Source organism: Litchfieldia alkalitelluris (assembly GCF_002019645.1).
Taxonomy (GTDB): Bacteria; Bacillota; Bacilli; order Bacillales; family Bacillaceae_L; genus Litchfieldia; species Litchfieldia alkalitelluris.
Genome location: NZ_KV917374.1, coordinates 467,681 through 482,615, shown reverse-complemented (window position 1 = coordinate 482,615; position 14,935 = coordinate 467,681). Strand labels below are relative to the sequence as shown.

The window sequence follows — 14,935 nt, the reverse complement described above, 5'->3', positions numbered from 1 at the left end:
CAACAGCCTAATTAATATTGTATTTATATCACAAAAATAATGATTTATCCAACTAAAATATAGTGATTTAGCGAGTTTCTATCCTTATCTATTCTACCAGAGACAGTAAAAGAATAAACCCCAAGTATGGAATTTTTTACTTGGGGTCCTCACTAAATGTATTAATACCTACTAAATACGAATCAACTAACCTATTCAAACTGATATCAATGCTAATCGGCAATCCAAAGCTACCCTTTTGTTCAAGTGATGCAAATCCATGAAGAATACTCCTTAGTCCACGTACAGCATGAAGTGCATCTTCTTCCTTTAATTGAAAATGTGCTAAAACAGCTAAAGATAAATCGACGATTTTCTTGCCAGCATTTTGAATATCAGGATCTTGCGGTATCAGTAATGATGCCTCATATACTCCAGGATTATTACGAACATATCCGATGTATGCCTGACTTAAAGCATGAATAGCATCATTACCTGAACGGCCAACTGCCGATTTTGTTAAAACTTCATATAGCTGATCAAGGCCATATATCGCAAGATTTTTCTTTAATCCCTCAAGACCATCAATATGATTATACAGAGAGGGTGGACGGATATTTAGTTTTTTAGCTAATAAAGCCAAAGTAATAGCTTCTATTCCTTGCTCATTTACGATTTCAGTTGCTGCATGTAAAATTGTCTGTTGATCTAGTCCAACTCTTGGTGACATTCATCTTACTCCTTTTTACGCTAGTTTTTTTTCTGCTTCGATTATTGCTTTGTATAGTAGCTCCTTTGGCTCTTCAATCATTTGCCCATGTCCAATTGCTAATAATGATGGGCCGTAATCGCTAATTTTCTTTGCACTTTTTAATGCAAGCTCTTTATTCCAAGTTGCTAAGGCAGGGAACGGAAAGAATGGACGTAGTTGCCCTGCTACAGCAATTCCTCCTTTAGTCTGGAACGCATCTCCGGCAATGATTGCATTTATTCTTGTATCAAAGAAGGACATTGAACCTGGTGTATGACCTGGAGTGTCAATGGCTAGTAGTGAACCTATTTTATCTCCTTCTTTCATTAAAACATCGGCTCTTGTAAGTAACTTTTTTGGAACCCCGCCTCTTATTGGAGTATTCGGCTCACCTTCTTCTAGTGAACGATCTCCGTTCATAAGCTTAGCATCTCTCTTTGAGACATAAACGGGGACATCTGGCAACATTTGCTTTAGCTGATCCAAAGCCCCGACATGATCATCATGCACATGGGTTAGAACCATTTTTGTAATAGGCTTCCCTATTGTATTAGCAGCCTCCATTATCCCCTTGTAACTAAGAGGTAACCCTGCATCAATCAAGGTCAACTCCGTCTCTTCTTCAACTAAATAACAATTCACAGGAAATAAACGAGGAAAAAAAGCGATTTGATAAACAGTTTTATATTGGTTTATTTTCACCAAAGAACTTCCACTCCTTAAAAACTAATGATATTATCATAATAACTAATGGTATTAGTTTTAGCAATCGCTAATTTAAAAAAAGGGTGATTATATGTTGTTTATTTTTAAAGCTATTAACCTCGGCCTTCGTTTTTTCCTAGAGCTAACTGCGCTTTGGATATTTTGTTATTGGGGATTTCACACAGGAAAAAATGGGTTTGTGAAGCTTGGACTAGGGGTCGGATCTCCACTTATCATAGCGATCATTTGGGGACTTTTTGGCTCACCTGCAGCACCATATCAACTATCTGGGGTTGTGAAATTATTATTAGAGCTAGCGATTTTGCACTAGCAGCGATTGCTTTGTACTCGGTTGGGAAAATTCATTTTGCTACTGGATTTCTCATTTTAACTATTCTTAATCGAGTGTTATTGATTCTTTGGAAGCAATAATGAAAGGGACTAGTGACTGGAAAAAGAAAAAACTAAATCTAACCAGGAAAGTGTTTGGTATGGTTGCACCTCACAAAGTGCAACCACGATAATTTTTATACCTTTGGCTTTCGCACCACCTGATTAATCACCTCTGAAAACACGAGTCCAATCGCAATTGAACCTGAAATCATAAATGCTCTTGCTGCAAGCGGTAACGCTTCACTATAATCATTTTCAACGAAATTTCTCATTGCATCATATGCAAGACCACCCGGAACTAACGGGATGATTCCGGCTACACTAAAGATAATCATTGGCGTCTTGTAGATTTTTGCAAAAATATGGCTGAAAATGGCAATAACAAATGAAGCTGAAATCGTCGCAAACACATAATCCACATTTAGTTCAACCAAGTAGTAATATAAGACCCAACCGACCATACCAACAAAGCCACATTTAATCAGTGAATTTTTAGGTGCGTTAAAAATAATTCCGAACGCTGCCGAAGCGATAAAACTAGTTATTAGTTGTGCAATCATTTTTATAAATTCTCCTTCTAAGAAACACTTGAAATATGCTTCGCCTTATTATTTAAACAACTTTGTATCAGACACAAGCCAATTTAATAAAGCGAAAACACGATAGCTATTCCGGCACCAATAGCAAATGCCGTTAAAAAAGCCTCTGCTCCCTTCGAAATTCCCGACACTAGATGACCTGCAATTAAGTCTCTTACTGCATTGGTTATGAGTAATCCAGGTACAAGGGGCATAACTGATCCAATGATGATTTTATCTAGATCTATCCCTATACCAAGTCTGACAAATAATAGTGCTGATAATCCAATAATTGCTGAAGCCACAAATTCTGCAAAAAACTTTAGTTTAACAATATGATGTATGTATATTAATCCAGAAAATCCAATCCCACCTGTAATTACCGCTGGGATAAAATCATTCCATTTCCCTTGAAACATAATTAAAAAGCAGCCACTAGCAATCGCAGCAGCGAAAATTTGAAGCGCTGTAGGAAAAAACAGCTTTGCCTGTTCAATTTCCTTTAACTTCTGATATGCTTCATTTGCCGGCAAGGTACCGGTACTAATCCTTCGCGATAGGTCATTCACAATTGTAACCTTTTTCAGATCCGTTGTTCGATCTGATACGCGAATAAGCTTTGATGAATCCTCTCCGTCTAGAGAGAATATGATTCCTGTCGGGGTCACGAAGCTATGTGAGTGATGATAACCATATGCAGCTGAAATTCGAGCCATTGTATCTTCCACTCGATACGTTTCCGCCCCACTCTGAAGCATGATTTTCCCCGCAAGTACACATACTTCCATAATTTCATGAGAATACTTTTGTATCATTGTCATTTTATTCTCTCCAAAGATAAGATTTCAGATATTCATTATAAGGCTTTTTCTTACTAAAATGGAACAGCAAGCATTTTTAATATTGTTTTTCCTGAAAATAACTCAGGTTAGTGAGTTGCATTCGCTGCGATCCACTCGCTTTCCGCGGGGCGGTTCGTAAGCCTCCTCGTCACTTTTGGCTCCTGCGGGGTCTCACGCTGACCGCACATCCCGCAGGAGTCGAGTGGCTCTCCGCTCATTCCACACATATATATTCATTCTTTAAGGTGGGATCATATTAGTATCGGGTCTACCATAAAAACCAGTTTTTGGATATGCCTACTTGGGGCAACTGCCTCAAAGTGGGCCTATGATTTACTTCCTCCTTGATTTCGTCTCGGCAACTGAATCATAGACAACCTATGATTTACTTTCTCCTTATTTTTGCCTAGGCAACTGAATCATAGCGCGCCTATGATTTACTTTCTCCTTGATTTCGTCTCTGCAACTGAATAATTGAGGTGGTAACGTCCATCTCCCCAGAATTCAAATATCAAAATTCAAGATAAACAGCATCTTAAAGTTTATTAAATAATTTCGGATTACCGTCTATACAAATGCCAACCCTTTTACATACATTATTAAAGAATTATAAAAAGGAGGAATGAATGATGTCATTTTTCAGACCAAGACCTTGTTCACCAGTAGTTTATCCTACAAAAGTAAATGCTGTAAATTCCGTGCAACCAATTGAAGTTCCACACATTCATCCATCACACACTGTGTTCAATCACCATCAGAAGTTTATTCACAAACATTATTATCCCCACACAACTTCTGTTAACCAAACGGCGTCACATCACCATGTGCACGTTCCTGGACCAGTTGGACCCGTTGGACCGGTTGCGCCTCGCAGACCTTTTTGGTAGGAAACACTAGTTACTCATTGAACTGAAAGTTTTTAAATATAAAAGAGCTTGAGAAATAAACTCAAGCTCTTCGTCATGGTTAAGATTGTTGATATTGAACACGATGAAGGTTTGCAAAAATTCCATTTTGTTCGATTAATTCATCATGTTTACCTTCTTCAGCGATACCACTTTCTGTGACAACAACAATTCGGTCTGCATTACGAATCGTTGCAAGGCGGTGTGCAATCACTAATGTTGTACGATTTTTCGAAAGCTCCGTAAGTGCTGCTTGTATGAACTGCTCAGTTTCTGTATCAAGAGCCGACGTTGCCTCATCTAGTATAAGGATTGGCGGATTTTTCAAGAACATTCTCGCAATCGCAATTCTTTGCTTTTGCCCACCAGAAAGTTTTAAACCACGTTCTCCAATTTGTGTTTCATACCCATCTGGAAGAGAATCAATAAATCCTTCTAGATATGCTCGTCTTGCTGCTTCTTTGATTTCTTCATCTGATGCATGAAGATTTCCATATGCGATATTTTCTTTCAGTGTTCCAGTAAAAAGAAAAACATCCTGTTGAACAATACCAATTTGTGAACGTAATGATTCCTTGGTCATTTTTCTAATATCAATCCCGTCAATCTTAATTGAACCAGCATCGACATCATAAAATCTCGGAATTAATGAACATATGGTTGTTTTACCAGCACCTGAAGGGCCAACAAAGGCAACGGTTTCTCCCGCATGAATCTTTAAATCTATCTTTTCTAGAACGCTCTTATTTCCTTCATAACTAAAAGATACATTATCGAACTGAATATCACCATGAAGCTCTGGCACTTTTACGGCATCCTTCGCATCCTGAATGTCAGGTTCTTGATCTAGTAATTCTGTAAATCTCTTAAATCCTGCCATTCCCTTTGGATAAAGCTCCATTAATGCGCTAATTTTGTCTATCGGCTTTAACAAGACAGTCACATATAAAACAAAACTAACTAGTTCGCCATATGATAATTGGCCTTGATAACTTAGCCATGCACCAAACGTCAACACAATAATTGTTATTAATCTCGTCATCATGTAAATACCAGAGGTGCTAGATGCCATTATTTTATATGCACCAAGCTTCGCAAGACGAAAACGCTGATTATCATTCTTGAATCTCGAAATCTCAAACTTTTCGTTTGTGAATGATTGAACCACACGTACTCCTGATACACTATCCTCAACACGTGCATTTACATCTGCAATATTGCTGTACATCCGCTTCCATGCCTTATTCATCTGTAGGTTACAAATAACAATTAAAACAATGAGAAAAGGCGTTACAACAATGGTTGCTAGTGCTAACTGTACATTAATTGTCATCATAATCCAGAAAGCACCGATAAATGTCATCACAGCAATAAAAACATCCTCAGGACCGTGGTGTGCTAACTCTCCAATATCAAATAGATCATTTGTAATCCTACTCATCACATGTCCAGTTTTTGTATTATCAAAAAATCGGAATGATTGCTTTTGAACATGATTAAAGAGCTGCTGTCTCATATCTGTTTCAATATTGATTCCCAGCTTATGCCCTAAATAGTTAACGATATATTGAAGTCCTGTACTCATCATATAAAGAGCTAATAATCCAGCACTTACCCAAAGAATTGCTGACCAATTTTGCCCTGGTAATAAGTCATCAATAAACCATTGAACTACAAGGGGAAAGGCCAACTCTAAAATAGCTACGATAATCGCACTACTAAAATCCACAATAAACAACTTCTTATGTGGCTGATAATACGTAAAAAAACGCCGAATCATCTATCCCTTCTCCTTTATCACTGAAATTAAAAAAACATATTAGGATTATACTCCTTTTCTCTGGTGCCTGTCACCACCCGAACTTTGTCGAAGTTATATCGAAGTGTTGTCACCACCCGGATATTGTCGAATACCTCATATATGCATAAATAAAAAAACCCACGATGTTGTAAATTGTACACATCATGGATTAGTCAGATTACACTTTTGTCGCTTTAATGCTTTCTTCCCGAATTAATTCTAGCAATTCAGCTTTAAGATTAAAAAACTCTTCACTAGCTTTGTCTTGATACGTTCTAGGTCGAGCAATCGGCACTTTTATATTCTGCTTCAAGCGACCTGGTCTTGCTGTCATTACGTATACTGAGTCTCCTAGGAAAATAGATTCTTCCACATCATGTGTGATGAAAAGAATGGTTTTCTTTGATTCTTCCCATACCTTAAGTAGGATCTCCTGCATGATCGTACGTGTTTGTGCATCAAGGGCACCGAATGGCTCGTCCATTAGTAAAATCTCTGGATCATTCGCAAGTGCTCTAGCAATCGCAACACGCTGCTTCATCCCACCAGATAATTGAATCGGATAATGGTTTTCAAATCCTTTCAACCCAATCAGATTGATATAATGATTAGAAACTTCCTTCTGCTGTTTCTTTGAAACTCCCTTTAACTGTAATCCGAACGTGATATTTTCTTCAACCGTTAACCAAGGATATAACGTATATGACTGGAATACCATCCCTCGATCTGGACCTGGTCCTTTAATTTGCTTTCCATCCAAATATACATGTCCAGATGTCGGCTCTTCTAATCCAGCTACCACTCGAAGAATCGTCGATTTTCCACATCCAGATGGTCCTAAGATTGTGACAAATTCTCCTTCTTCAACGGAAAAGGAGGTTTTATCAAGGGCTACCACTTCGCCACTTTTTGTTTGAAATATCTTCCCGACATTATCGATAACAAGCTTATGTTGACCTTTCATATTATACTCCCTCCTTTTTCATCCAAGAAAATGAAGCTTTATAGATTGCTTTAAAGATTAAATCAGTAATTAAGCCAAGAATCCCAATAATCAAGATCCCAACAATGATTTTCTCAGGATTTAAGAAGCGAGATGCCTGCATAATCATAAATCCTAATCCACTTGATGCCCCTACAAGCTCTGCCACAACTAAATATGTCCATGCCCAGCCGAATGTAATTCGAAGTGTATCCACAATCCCTGGCATTGACGCAGGTAGAATCACCTTTCTAAAAAGCTGAGATTTTTTCGCACCAAGAGTATATGAAACTTCTATTAAATCATTCTGAACATTCTTTGTTACGTCCATCACCATTAATGTAAGCTGAAAAAATGTTCCAAAGAAAATAACCGTAATTTTCTCCATTTCACCCAAACCAATCCACAAAATAAACAATGGAATAAAAGCAGATGCTGGCATATAACGTATAAACCCAATAATCGGCTCAAACGCTCCTTCCATAATACGGAGTGAGCCCATTAAAATCCCAAGCGGCACACCAATAATTGCTGCTAATAAAAACCCAAAGAATACACGCGAAAAGCTGATTCCTATATCTCCATAAATTTCTCCACTTTGAAACATAGAAAACCCTGTACTTATAACCTTATCTGGAGCAGGTAAGAATAATGGATTAACAAACCCGCCATACGTCAAAAACGCCCAAGCCGCAATAAAAACTAAAAACGTAGTTAGCCCTGCCCCCGTATAAAGAGACTTTGCAATCTCCTTTTTGGGTGTGAAAATATGTTTAAACATCTTACTTCCCTTTCTGGTGCTGTCACCGTTTTTTTGGGTGCCTGTCAGCACCCGAAATCCCTAGATTTATGTCGAAATCCCTTTTAAGAAAGAAAAGGAGGTCCTAATATGGACACTCCGTTTGAACCTTTCTTATAGGCCATTAACAAAAGTTGGGTTTAACACTTCTTCTGGTTTGATGCTGTTCTCGATAATTCCTTGTTCTAAGTAAAAATCGATTGCGCTTTGAGTAGCTTCATAGATTGCACCATTACCATCAGAACCGTATTGCTCTTTATTTCCAGTTGCATTAAAGAACTTTAATCCTGGAACGGTTCCCGTAAACTCTGCTACATCAATTTTCAAGCCTGCTGCCATAATTTCACTTGCTTCTGCTTCGTTTTGTTCCCAATACTCCATTGCTTCAGCCATCGCTGCTACAAATGCTTTAATATCTTCTGGACGCTCTTCTATTACAGCTTGTCTGAATCCAATCGTATCAACAATTACACCCGATAATTCCTTCGTTGATAGAAGAATCTTCCCATCGGCTTCACTTGCCTTTGATAACCAAGGCTCCCATGTTACGGCAGCATCAACTTGACCTGCTACGAATGCTGCACCTGCATCTCCAGCAGACATTTGAACCATTTCAACATCCTTATCAGTTAACCCAGCTTGCTTTAATGCTGTTAAAATTAACATATGACTTGTTGAACCTTGTTCAAATGCTACTTTCTTACCTTTTAAATCTGCTACAGTTTCAATCTCATTTTTTGCAATAATTCCGTCTCCACCATAAGAATCATCTAGTAACCAAACGATTTCCATTGGAATTCCAGCTGCAGCTAATGATACTTGAACATCTAATGCTGTTGCCATACCGTCAACCTTTTCACCAGCTAATGCTGATTTACGTTCAGCTAAACCTTCAACGATTGAAAGTTCAACATCTACTCCATGCTTTTCAAATAATCCTTTTTCTTTTGCCAAAAATAATGGCCCATAACCAGTCCAAGTTGGAAGTGTTACTTTTAATGGTTCACTGCTTTTTTCAGTTCCTGCTGCACTTTCCTTTTCAGAACATCCAACAGCACTAATTAAAAAGATGGCTGCTAATAAAATCGTAAGTAGTTTTTTCATATTATATTCCTCCTGTTATTTGTACACGTTTTATCATACTTTTAAGTGCCTCAATTAAGGCTTCATTGGCTTTTTCATTCCCTACTGATATTCGAAGGGAAGTGGTTAACCCATAACCAGACAGGTCGCGGACAATTATCCCTTTTTTTGCAAGAGAGTCAAACACTTCCTTACTGCTCTTGCCTGTATCAACATAAACAAAGTTCCCATTACTTTTTATAAAAGATAATCCTAATTCAGCAAAAGCTGTATACAACTGTTCTTTCCCTTTTTGATTGAGAGATAAAGTTTGGATTAAGTACTCTTCATCTTCTAAGCTAGCAAGTGCTCCTGCTTGTGCAATACTATTCACATTAAAAGGTGGACGAACATGATGGATTGCATCAACCACTTCCACACTCCCAATACCATATCCTACTCTTGCCGCAGCTAATGAATAAACCTTGGAAAAAGTACGAACAACAAAGACCGGTTTATTTTCCTTCACTAAACTAACCGAACTATCATATTCTCCTGGCACTCCATATTCATGATAAGCTTCATCAATGACCACAAGGACATGCTCTGGTACTTGATCTAAGAAGGCAGAGATTTCACCTAATGGAATGGCCTTTCCAGTTGGATTATTAGGATTGCATAGGAAAACCAATTTGGTTTTCTCTGTGATTTTCTGTAAAATTGCATCTAAGTCAATTCCTAAATCCTCTCTCATTGGAGCAAATACTGGGACAGCATCCATTTGATGAGTTGATGCCAGATATTGAACAAATGTGACTTCTGGTAAAACAACTTCATCACCAGGATTCAAAAATGTTTGTGCGATCAAGATAATCATTTCATCTGCACCATTTGATAGAATAATATTCTCTTTTTCCACAGCTTCTCGTTCTGCTAACTTCTCCTGCAATTCATCTCCAGTTGAGCTTGGATACAAATTAAGAACTTCAAGCTCTTTCATCATTGCCTCTTTCGCCTTTAGCGATGGACCTACTGGATTTTCGTTAAAAGATAGTTTATAAATAGGTGAAATACCTAACTGCCTTTCTATTTCAGCAACAGGTAAATCCGCTAGTTGACATTTATATGGCATAAGTTTCGGATATACATTCCGAACCATTTGATTTAGTTTCATTGTTTAACCGCCTTCCTACCAATCATATCTGCAGTTTTTACTGCTTCAATAACCATCTTAGGTGTAACTTCAAAAGGCATATTGTCCATATCTTCAATGGTTACAGTTACTTCCCCCAACTCTTTCCACTGTTGATCTGAAAGCTCATGTAAGTTCATTGCTGCTAAAGAGCTAGGAAGATCGACTTTTTCATAAAAGGAAACCAGATTAAGAATTTCTTCCTCTGTCTTCCCTTCAAGAACAAGCTGAGCTAGTATTCCGAAGGCAACAATTTCTCCATGATAGGTTTCATGTATTTCCGGGAAGATTGTTAATCCTGAGTATATGGCATGAGCTGCTGCTGTACGGCAATCATCTCCTCCATATCCACTTACACTGCCACTCACTAAAATAATGCTATCAATCACATCATCAATCGCCGGGTCATCTTTACCCTTTTTAAGAGCCTCCAATGCTGATGGACCTTGTTCTAGCAACATCTGATAGAGCTCTTCAGCAATTTTTACAGCCGTACGATTCAGCGCGTTTGGCACTGCTTTTTGAATGGAAGCTTTTGATTCAAACCATTTTGCCAACGTATCGCCAATCCCTGCGGCTAAAAAACGGTATGGTGCATTTTTAATAATGGCTGTGTCAACCAACACCAAATTGGGAGCCTTTGATTTTCTACTAATCTCAATAAATGTTCCTTCATCATCATATAAAATTGAAATAGAAGTAGTTGCAGCACATGTTGCCGCAATGGTCGGAATCGCGATAATCGGAAGATTAGTTGCATACCCTACAGCCTTGACTGTATCTATCGCCGTACCACCACCAACTGCAAGTAATACGTCCGGTTTTAACTCTTCAATTTTTTCAATTAATTTTTGAATATTGGACCAAGAGCAATTGCCTCCATATGCAACTGAATCAAGTAGCTCAAGATTCTCAATCGTTAGCCCCGTAATCATTTGTTCAATCGAAACTGATAACGCGGTTTCTCCACCAATCGCTAATACTTTTTCACCAAAACTCTTTATATATGAACCTATTTCTTCTAATAAGAAAGGTTTTCTGATATATTGACCAGGACCGACACTCACATGCAAAGTCATTCACCCTATCTGCAAATTAATTCATTTATATGCATTAATATTCATAGGTGTTATTTTATTATCCGTCACTACTATTGTCAATATATTTATTAAAATATTTTTATGAAAGCCCTTTAATCAGAAGGTTTTTAGAAACTGTAGTACTTTATCAAAATTTGATATTCCTTTATACTCCACGGCAACTGTAGATTTATTTTTATGCATCGATAGTATTGTTTTTATTCATAGAAAAAAGTTACCCAAACTTTAGTCAGGGTAACTTCTAAGATAGCATTAAAATACAATTGTTTTGTTTTGGTGAACAATGACGCGGTCTTCAATATGCCATTTTACTGCGCGAGCTAGAACACTTCTCTCAATTGACTGTCCTATTTTTTTTAAATTTTCAACATTAGAACGGTGATCAACACGCATTATATCTTGTTCTATGATTGGACCTTCATCTAGGTCGTTCGTGACATAATGAGAGGTAGCGCCAATTAGTTTTACACCGCGCTGATATGCTCTTTCATAAGGTCTTGCACCTATAAATGCAGGCAAGAAAGAGTGGTGTATATTGATTATCTGATTTGGATGTGCAGCAACAAAGGTTGGAGTTAATATTTGCATATAACGTGCTAAAATAATCAGATCGACGTTATACTTCTTTAAAAGCTCCAGTTGTTGTTTCTCAACCGCTTCTCTTGTTTCCTTACTCGCAGGAATAAAATAAAAAGGAATTCCTAGAGATTCTACAACCTCACGTGAATCTTCATGGTTACTTATGACTAATGAAATGTCGGTTGTTAAGTCCCCACTTTGCCATTCCCACAAAAGCTCACGTAAACAATGAAGCTCCTTTGATACAAAGATGGCTGTTTTCTTTAAATCTGATAATATCGTAAGAGTCCATTCCATTTCGAATTTCGTTGAGATTTCCTCAAACTTTTTTTCAATTTCTTGTTTTCTTTGAGTTAGGCTTTCACATTCAAATTCAACCCTCATGAAGAACGTGCCTTCCTTTGGATCAGTAGTATACTGATTTGACTCATTGATGTTGGCACCTTGCTTATATAAAAATTCTGAAACTGCTGCTACTATCCCAGGTTTATCAGGACAACTAATAAGCAAGCGACCTCTATCTTTTTGTTTTTCTTGAAATGCTTGTAATTGTTTTTTGAAGGTATTCATTTTTTTAACCTCTTCTATTTTTTTATAATTGTTTCATTATACTCTAGTTTGCATTTGGTTCCAAGGTTATTTTTTGATTATTGCTTCTACTCTGAAAAATACTAGCAATAGTGAGCGGCATTCGCTACGATCCACACTAAGTGAGAACATTTTCATTCTACATGGTGCGAATTTTATATTAGCGCGGATGTCTACTTTGAAATACTTAATCTCACAATCCTATACGGTATAATTGGCTCGCTATCCTAGGGTTTCAAAACTAGCCAGTGCCTGAATCCAGGGAGATCAGGATCAATAATCCGGCGAGAAAAGTCGGAATTACGGCGGGTTGGAGATTGAATACGGCGGGGTTTGAAGAAAATCAGGCCAGGTGCCTGAATCCAGGGAGATCAGGACCCATAATCCGGCGAGAAAAGTCGGAATTACGGCGGGTTGGAGATTGAATACGGCGGGGTTTGAAGAAAATCAGGCGAGGTGCCTGAATCCAGAGAGATCAGGATCAATAATCCGGCGAGAAAAGTCGGAATTACGGCGGGTTGGAGACCGAATACGGCGGGGTTTGAAGAAAATCAGGCCAGGTGCCTGAATCCAGGGAGATCAGGACCCATAATCCGGCGAGAATAGTCGGAATTACGGCGAGTTGGAGACCGAATACGGCGGGTTTTGAAAAAAATCAGGCCAGTTCCTGTTTCCAACCTATGGTACCGACCTCTAAGGTCTTTCGTATAAGTCAATGTAAATATGATTGAACATTACCCACTATAAATAAAAAGTGTTGAACCTTTATGTCCAACACTTTCTAGGATGTAAACGTTTATAACTTCAGCACATTTGCTTTCTTAATCCGAATCACAAGAAATAGTCCTATTAACGCACCGGTTACGCTACTTACAATGAATGGAGGGATGAAGAAAAAGCTTGCGACGCTTGTTCCCATTAGTATTTTTGCATAAGGGACAGCAATTAGTGGAGCTATAAGGCCTGACCCCACCATTTCTCCTGCAGCTGCGGTCCAATTTTTCTTCATTTTTTGATATAGTAAGCCCGCAAGGAGAGCTCCGATCATTCCACCCGGGAAGGCTAAAAGTGAGCCTGTTCCTAATAAGTTTCTTAACACACCTGTTACAAATGCAATAATCACTGCAGGTATGGGTCCAAGTAACACTCCGGCCATTACATTTACAGCATGCTGTACGGGATATGCCTTTGCAATTCCTGCTGGAAACCATAATAATGATGAGCCAAATGTACCAATGGCTGCAAATAATGCCATTAAAATAAGTCGATATGTTTTTGACATTGAAGTACCTCTTTCTCTTAGTTATATAGTTTAGTAAATAAAGAGTTGATTGTAGTCATCATTCATTTCGCTTCTGAACTTCGCTTGGGTTCAGACAGCTTTTGCCACTTGGCTCCACAGCCTGTCTGAATTCGGACTACATTCGGACAATTTTTTCCGGTTGACTTCTCAACCTATCTGAACCTGAAACCGGGTCTCTTTATTTAGACTTCTTAATACCCCTGCCTTAGAAAGCTCACTAATCCACGATCTCGTTGGGAGCTTCATGACCATAAGTGAAAGCTAAAGCCGAATTAAAACTATCTATTAAGTAGGAAAAAAATAAAAACACTTCCTAAAACGAAAGTGTTTGGTTGCAGTTATTTCGCACCAAATCACTTCCCTTCGCTAGTACTAACTAGAACAGGTTCGAAGGGTTAAGACAAAATTGTCTCTCTCAGCTATAAAAGCACCCCTAGTGTTTTGCAGGTTATGTAGTTTCCTACCATTGTATCATAGTTTTTACTAAATTGAATTGAATCCTTTTTATTTCTTTAATTTGTCGAATTCTTAAATCTAAGTAAATTAGCTTTTTCATTGTTTCATTCGTCTATTTCACTTATCATTAACTTATATTAGAAAATTATGGGAAATGCGAGGTGTTTCTGATGAAATCCAAAGTTAAAAAATTTATATTAATATTCATTACAATATTTTCTATTATCCTACTTTCTTTTATTATCTTCTTTCGAGATGGGATTCTGTTAGATTCAGCTGGCATTCATTTAAGTAACCCATTTGTTAAAAGCATTACAATAGAAGAACAATATTCTAAGGTTGATTCTAATGGTAATGGCATACCAGACCCACTTGATATTGTTCACGCAGCTAGAAAAGAAGTGGAACAACGAACTACTTATAAAAGTGCTTATTATGCTGGGGGGTATCCACCTAAAGATGAGGGTGTTTGCACAGATGTGATTTGGAGGGGACTAATGGGTGCTGAAATTTATTTAAAAGACCTCATGGATGAAGATATTCTAACTAATACCGAGCTATATCCAAGAGTTGCTGGAAATCCAGATGTTAACATTGATTTTCGGAGGGTCCCCAACCAATATGTCTATTTCGAAAGGTTTACGGAGTCACTAACAACAGAACTAATTCCGTATGATATAGAAAATTTACAAAAGTGGCAACCTGGGGACATTGTTGTGTTCTTAGACGGATATCATCATGTCGGAATTGTATCTGATAAACGTGCGAAAGATGGAACACCCTATTTTATTCATAATAATCCTCCATTTGCTGCAGAAGTCAAACTAACATCATTTCAAACACCCATCGCTGGGCATTACCGGTGGAGATATTAAACTCAATTTTAAAATCATTAAGAAGCCAGATTATTATCTTTAAAG

The 14,935-nt window shown here is 37.8% G+C and carries 15 protein-coding genes and 1 riboswitch; of the genes, 3 read left to right on the top strand and 12 right to left on the bottom strand.

Annotated elements, in window-relative coordinates; all coding sequences use genetic code 11:
- Window positions 1-136: 136 nt before the first annotated feature.
- Together BK579_RS02350 and BK579_RS02345 are read right to left on the bottom strand one after the other, a co-directional pair.
- On the bottom strand, window positions 137-709 hold the full coding sequence (locus tag BK579_RS02350; RefSeq protein ID WP_078543343.1) for a TetR/AcrR family transcriptional regulator: 573 nt from the start codon (window positions 707-709) through the stop codon (window positions 137-139).
- A 15-nt stretch (window positions 710-724) separates the two neighbouring features.
- On the bottom strand, window positions 725-1,432 hold the full coding sequence (locus BK579_RS02345; protein ID WP_078550327.1) for an MBL fold metallo-hydrolase: 708 nt from the start codon (window positions 1,430-1,432) through the stop codon (window positions 725-727).
- Window positions 1,433-1,529: 97 nt separating this feature from the next.
- Here BK579_RS02345 and BK579_RS02340 point away from each other — a divergent pair, with 97 nt between their 5' ends.
- Complete coding sequence (locus BK579_RS02340; protein WP_169891038.1) at window positions 1,530-1,766, top strand: YrdB family protein; 237 nt, start codon at window positions 1,530-1,532, stop codon at window positions 1,764-1,766.
- A gap of 196 nt (window positions 1,767-1,962) precedes the next feature.
- Here the strand turns inward: BK579_RS02340 and BK579_RS02335 are convergent, their stop codons facing one another.
- Window positions 1,963-2,388: a threonine/serine exporter family protein gene (locus BK579_RS02335; RefSeq protein ID WP_407936236.1), complete on the bottom strand. Its 426-nt coding sequence runs from the start codon at window positions 2,386-2,388 to the stop codon at window positions 1,963-1,965.
- Window positions 2,389-2,471: 83 nt separating this feature from the next.
- Window positions 2,472-3,227 carry a threonine/serine exporter family protein gene (locus BK579_RS02330; RefSeq protein WP_407936235.1) on the bottom strand — a complete coding sequence of 252 codons (756 nt, stop codon included), beginning with the start codon at window positions 3,225-3,227 and terminating at the stop codon, window positions 2,472-2,474.
- 650 nt (window positions 3,228-3,877) lie between these two features.
- Here BK579_RS02330 and BK579_RS02325 point away from each other — a divergent pair.
- Window positions 3,878-4,135, top strand: coding sequence for a CotD family spore coat protein (locus tag BK579_RS02325; protein WP_078543340.1), 258 nt, complete (start codon window positions 3,878-3,880; stop codon window positions 4,133-4,135).
- Between the two features lie 79 nt (window positions 4,136-4,214).
- Here BK579_RS02325 and BK579_RS02320 read toward each other — a convergent pair whose 3' ends face one another.
- The 8 genes from BK579_RS02320 to thiW form a co-directional block, all read right to left on the bottom strand.
- Window positions 4,215-5,933 carry an ABC transporter ATP-binding protein gene (locus BK579_RS02320; protein WP_078543339.1) on the bottom strand — a complete coding sequence of 573 codons (1,719 nt, stop codon included), beginning with the start codon at window positions 5,931-5,933 and terminating at the stop codon, window positions 4,215-4,217.
- A 199-nt stretch (window positions 5,934-6,132) separates the two neighbouring features.
- Entirely contained in the window at window positions 6,133-6,918 is a 786-nt protein-coding gene (locus BK579_RS02315; RefSeq protein ID WP_078543338.1) for an ABC transporter ATP-binding protein, read from the bottom strand.
- A 1-nt stretch (window position 6,919) separates the two neighbouring features.
- Window positions 6,920-7,717: an ABC transporter permease gene (locus tag BK579_RS02310; protein WP_078543337.1), complete on the bottom strand. Its 798-nt coding sequence runs from the start codon at window positions 7,715-7,717 to the stop codon at window positions 6,920-6,922.
- A gap of 132 nt (window positions 7,718-7,849) precedes the next feature.
- Complete coding sequence (locus BK579_RS02305; RefSeq protein WP_078543336.1) at window positions 7,850-8,839, bottom strand: ABC transporter substrate-binding protein; 990 nt, start codon at window positions 8,837-8,839, stop codon at window positions 7,850-7,852.
- Between the two features lies 1 nt (window position 8,840).
- Window positions 8,841-9,971 (bottom strand): histidinol-phosphate transaminase, encoded by a 1,131-nt coding sequence (hisC, locus tag BK579_RS02300; protein ID WP_078543335.1) that lies wholly within the window; start codon window positions 9,969-9,971, stop codon window positions 8,841-8,843.
- Entirely contained in the window at window positions 9,968-11,068 is a 1,101-nt protein-coding gene (locus tag BK579_RS02295) for an iron-containing alcohol dehydrogenase family protein (RefSeq protein ID WP_235848317.1), read from the bottom strand. The genes hisC and BK579_RS02295 overlap by 4 nt, the downstream gene beginning before the upstream one ends.
- Before the next feature lie 273 nt (window positions 11,069-11,341).
- A complete protein-coding gene (purU, locus tag BK579_RS02290; RefSeq protein WP_078543333.1) occupies window positions 11,342-12,238 on the bottom strand; it encodes a formyltetrahydrofolate deformylase in 897 nt (298 codons plus the stop codon).
- A gap of 814 nt (window positions 12,239-13,052) precedes the next feature.
- Window positions 13,053-13,538, bottom strand: a complete 486-nt coding sequence (gene thiW, locus BK579_RS02285; RefSeq protein WP_078543332.1) for an energy coupling factor transporter S component ThiW — start codon at window positions 13,536-13,538, stop codon at window positions 13,053-13,055.
- Window positions 13,539-13,900: 362 nt separating this feature from the next.
- Window positions 13,901-14,004, bottom strand: a riboswitch (TPP riboswitch).
- A 181-nt stretch (window positions 14,005-14,185) separates the two neighbouring features.
- Here thiW and BK579_RS02280 point away from each other — a divergent pair.
- Window positions 14,186-14,890, top strand: coding sequence for a DUF1287 domain-containing protein (locus tag BK579_RS02280; protein WP_078543331.1), 705 nt, complete (start codon window positions 14,186-14,188; stop codon window positions 14,888-14,890).
- Window positions 14,891-14,935 lie beyond the last annotated feature (45 nt).

Bases quoted from the DNA above. Each gene is read 5' to 3' on its own strand.
- hisC (WP_078543335.1), bottom strand. From the start codon at position 9,971: ATGAAACTAAATCAAATGGTTCGGAATGTATATCCGAAACTTATGCCA.
- purU (WP_078543333.1), bottom strand. From the start codon at position 12,238: ATGAATACCTTCAAAAAACAATTACAAGCATTTCAAGAAAAACAAAAA.
- BK579_RS02335 (WP_407936236.1), bottom strand. From the start codon at position 2,388: ATGATTGCACAACTAATAACTAGTTTTATCGCTTCGGCAGCGTTCGGA.
- thiW (WP_078543332.1), bottom strand. From the start codon at position 13,538: ATGTCAAAAACATATCGACTTATTTTAATGGCATTATTTGCAGCCATT.
- BK579_RS02320 (WP_078543339.1), bottom strand. From the start codon at position 5,933: ATGATTCGGCGTTTTTTTACGTATTATCAGCCACATAAGAAGTTGTTT.
- BK579_RS02280 (WP_078543331.1), top strand. From the start codon at position 14,186: ATGAAATCCAAAGTTAAAAAATTTATATTAATATTCATTACAATATTT.
- BK579_RS02305 (WP_078543336.1), bottom strand. From the start codon at position 8,839: ATGAAAAAACTACTTACGATTTTATTAGCAGCCATCTTTTTAATTAGT.
- BK579_RS02330 (WP_407936235.1), bottom strand. From the start codon at position 3,227: ATGACAATGATACAAAAGTATTCTCATGAAATTATGGAAGTATGTGTA.
- BK579_RS02315 (WP_078543338.1), bottom strand. From the start codon at position 6,918: ATGAAAGGTCAACATAAGCTTGTTATCGATAATGTCGGGAAGATATTT.
- BK579_RS02325 (WP_078543340.1), top strand. From the start codon at position 3,878: ATGTCATTTTTCAGACCAAGACCTTGTTCACCAGTAGTTTATCCTACA.
- BK579_RS02295 (WP_235848317.1), bottom strand. From the start codon at position 11,068: ATGACTTTGCATGTGAGTGTCGGTCCTGGTCAATATATCAGAAAACCT.
- BK579_RS02350 (WP_078543343.1), bottom strand. From the start codon at position 709: ATGTCACCAAGAGTTGGACTAGATCAACAGACAATTTTACATGCAGCA.
- BK579_RS02310 (WP_078543337.1), bottom strand. From the start codon at position 7,717: ATGTTTAAACATATTTTCACACCCAAAAAGGAGATTGCAAAGTCTCTT.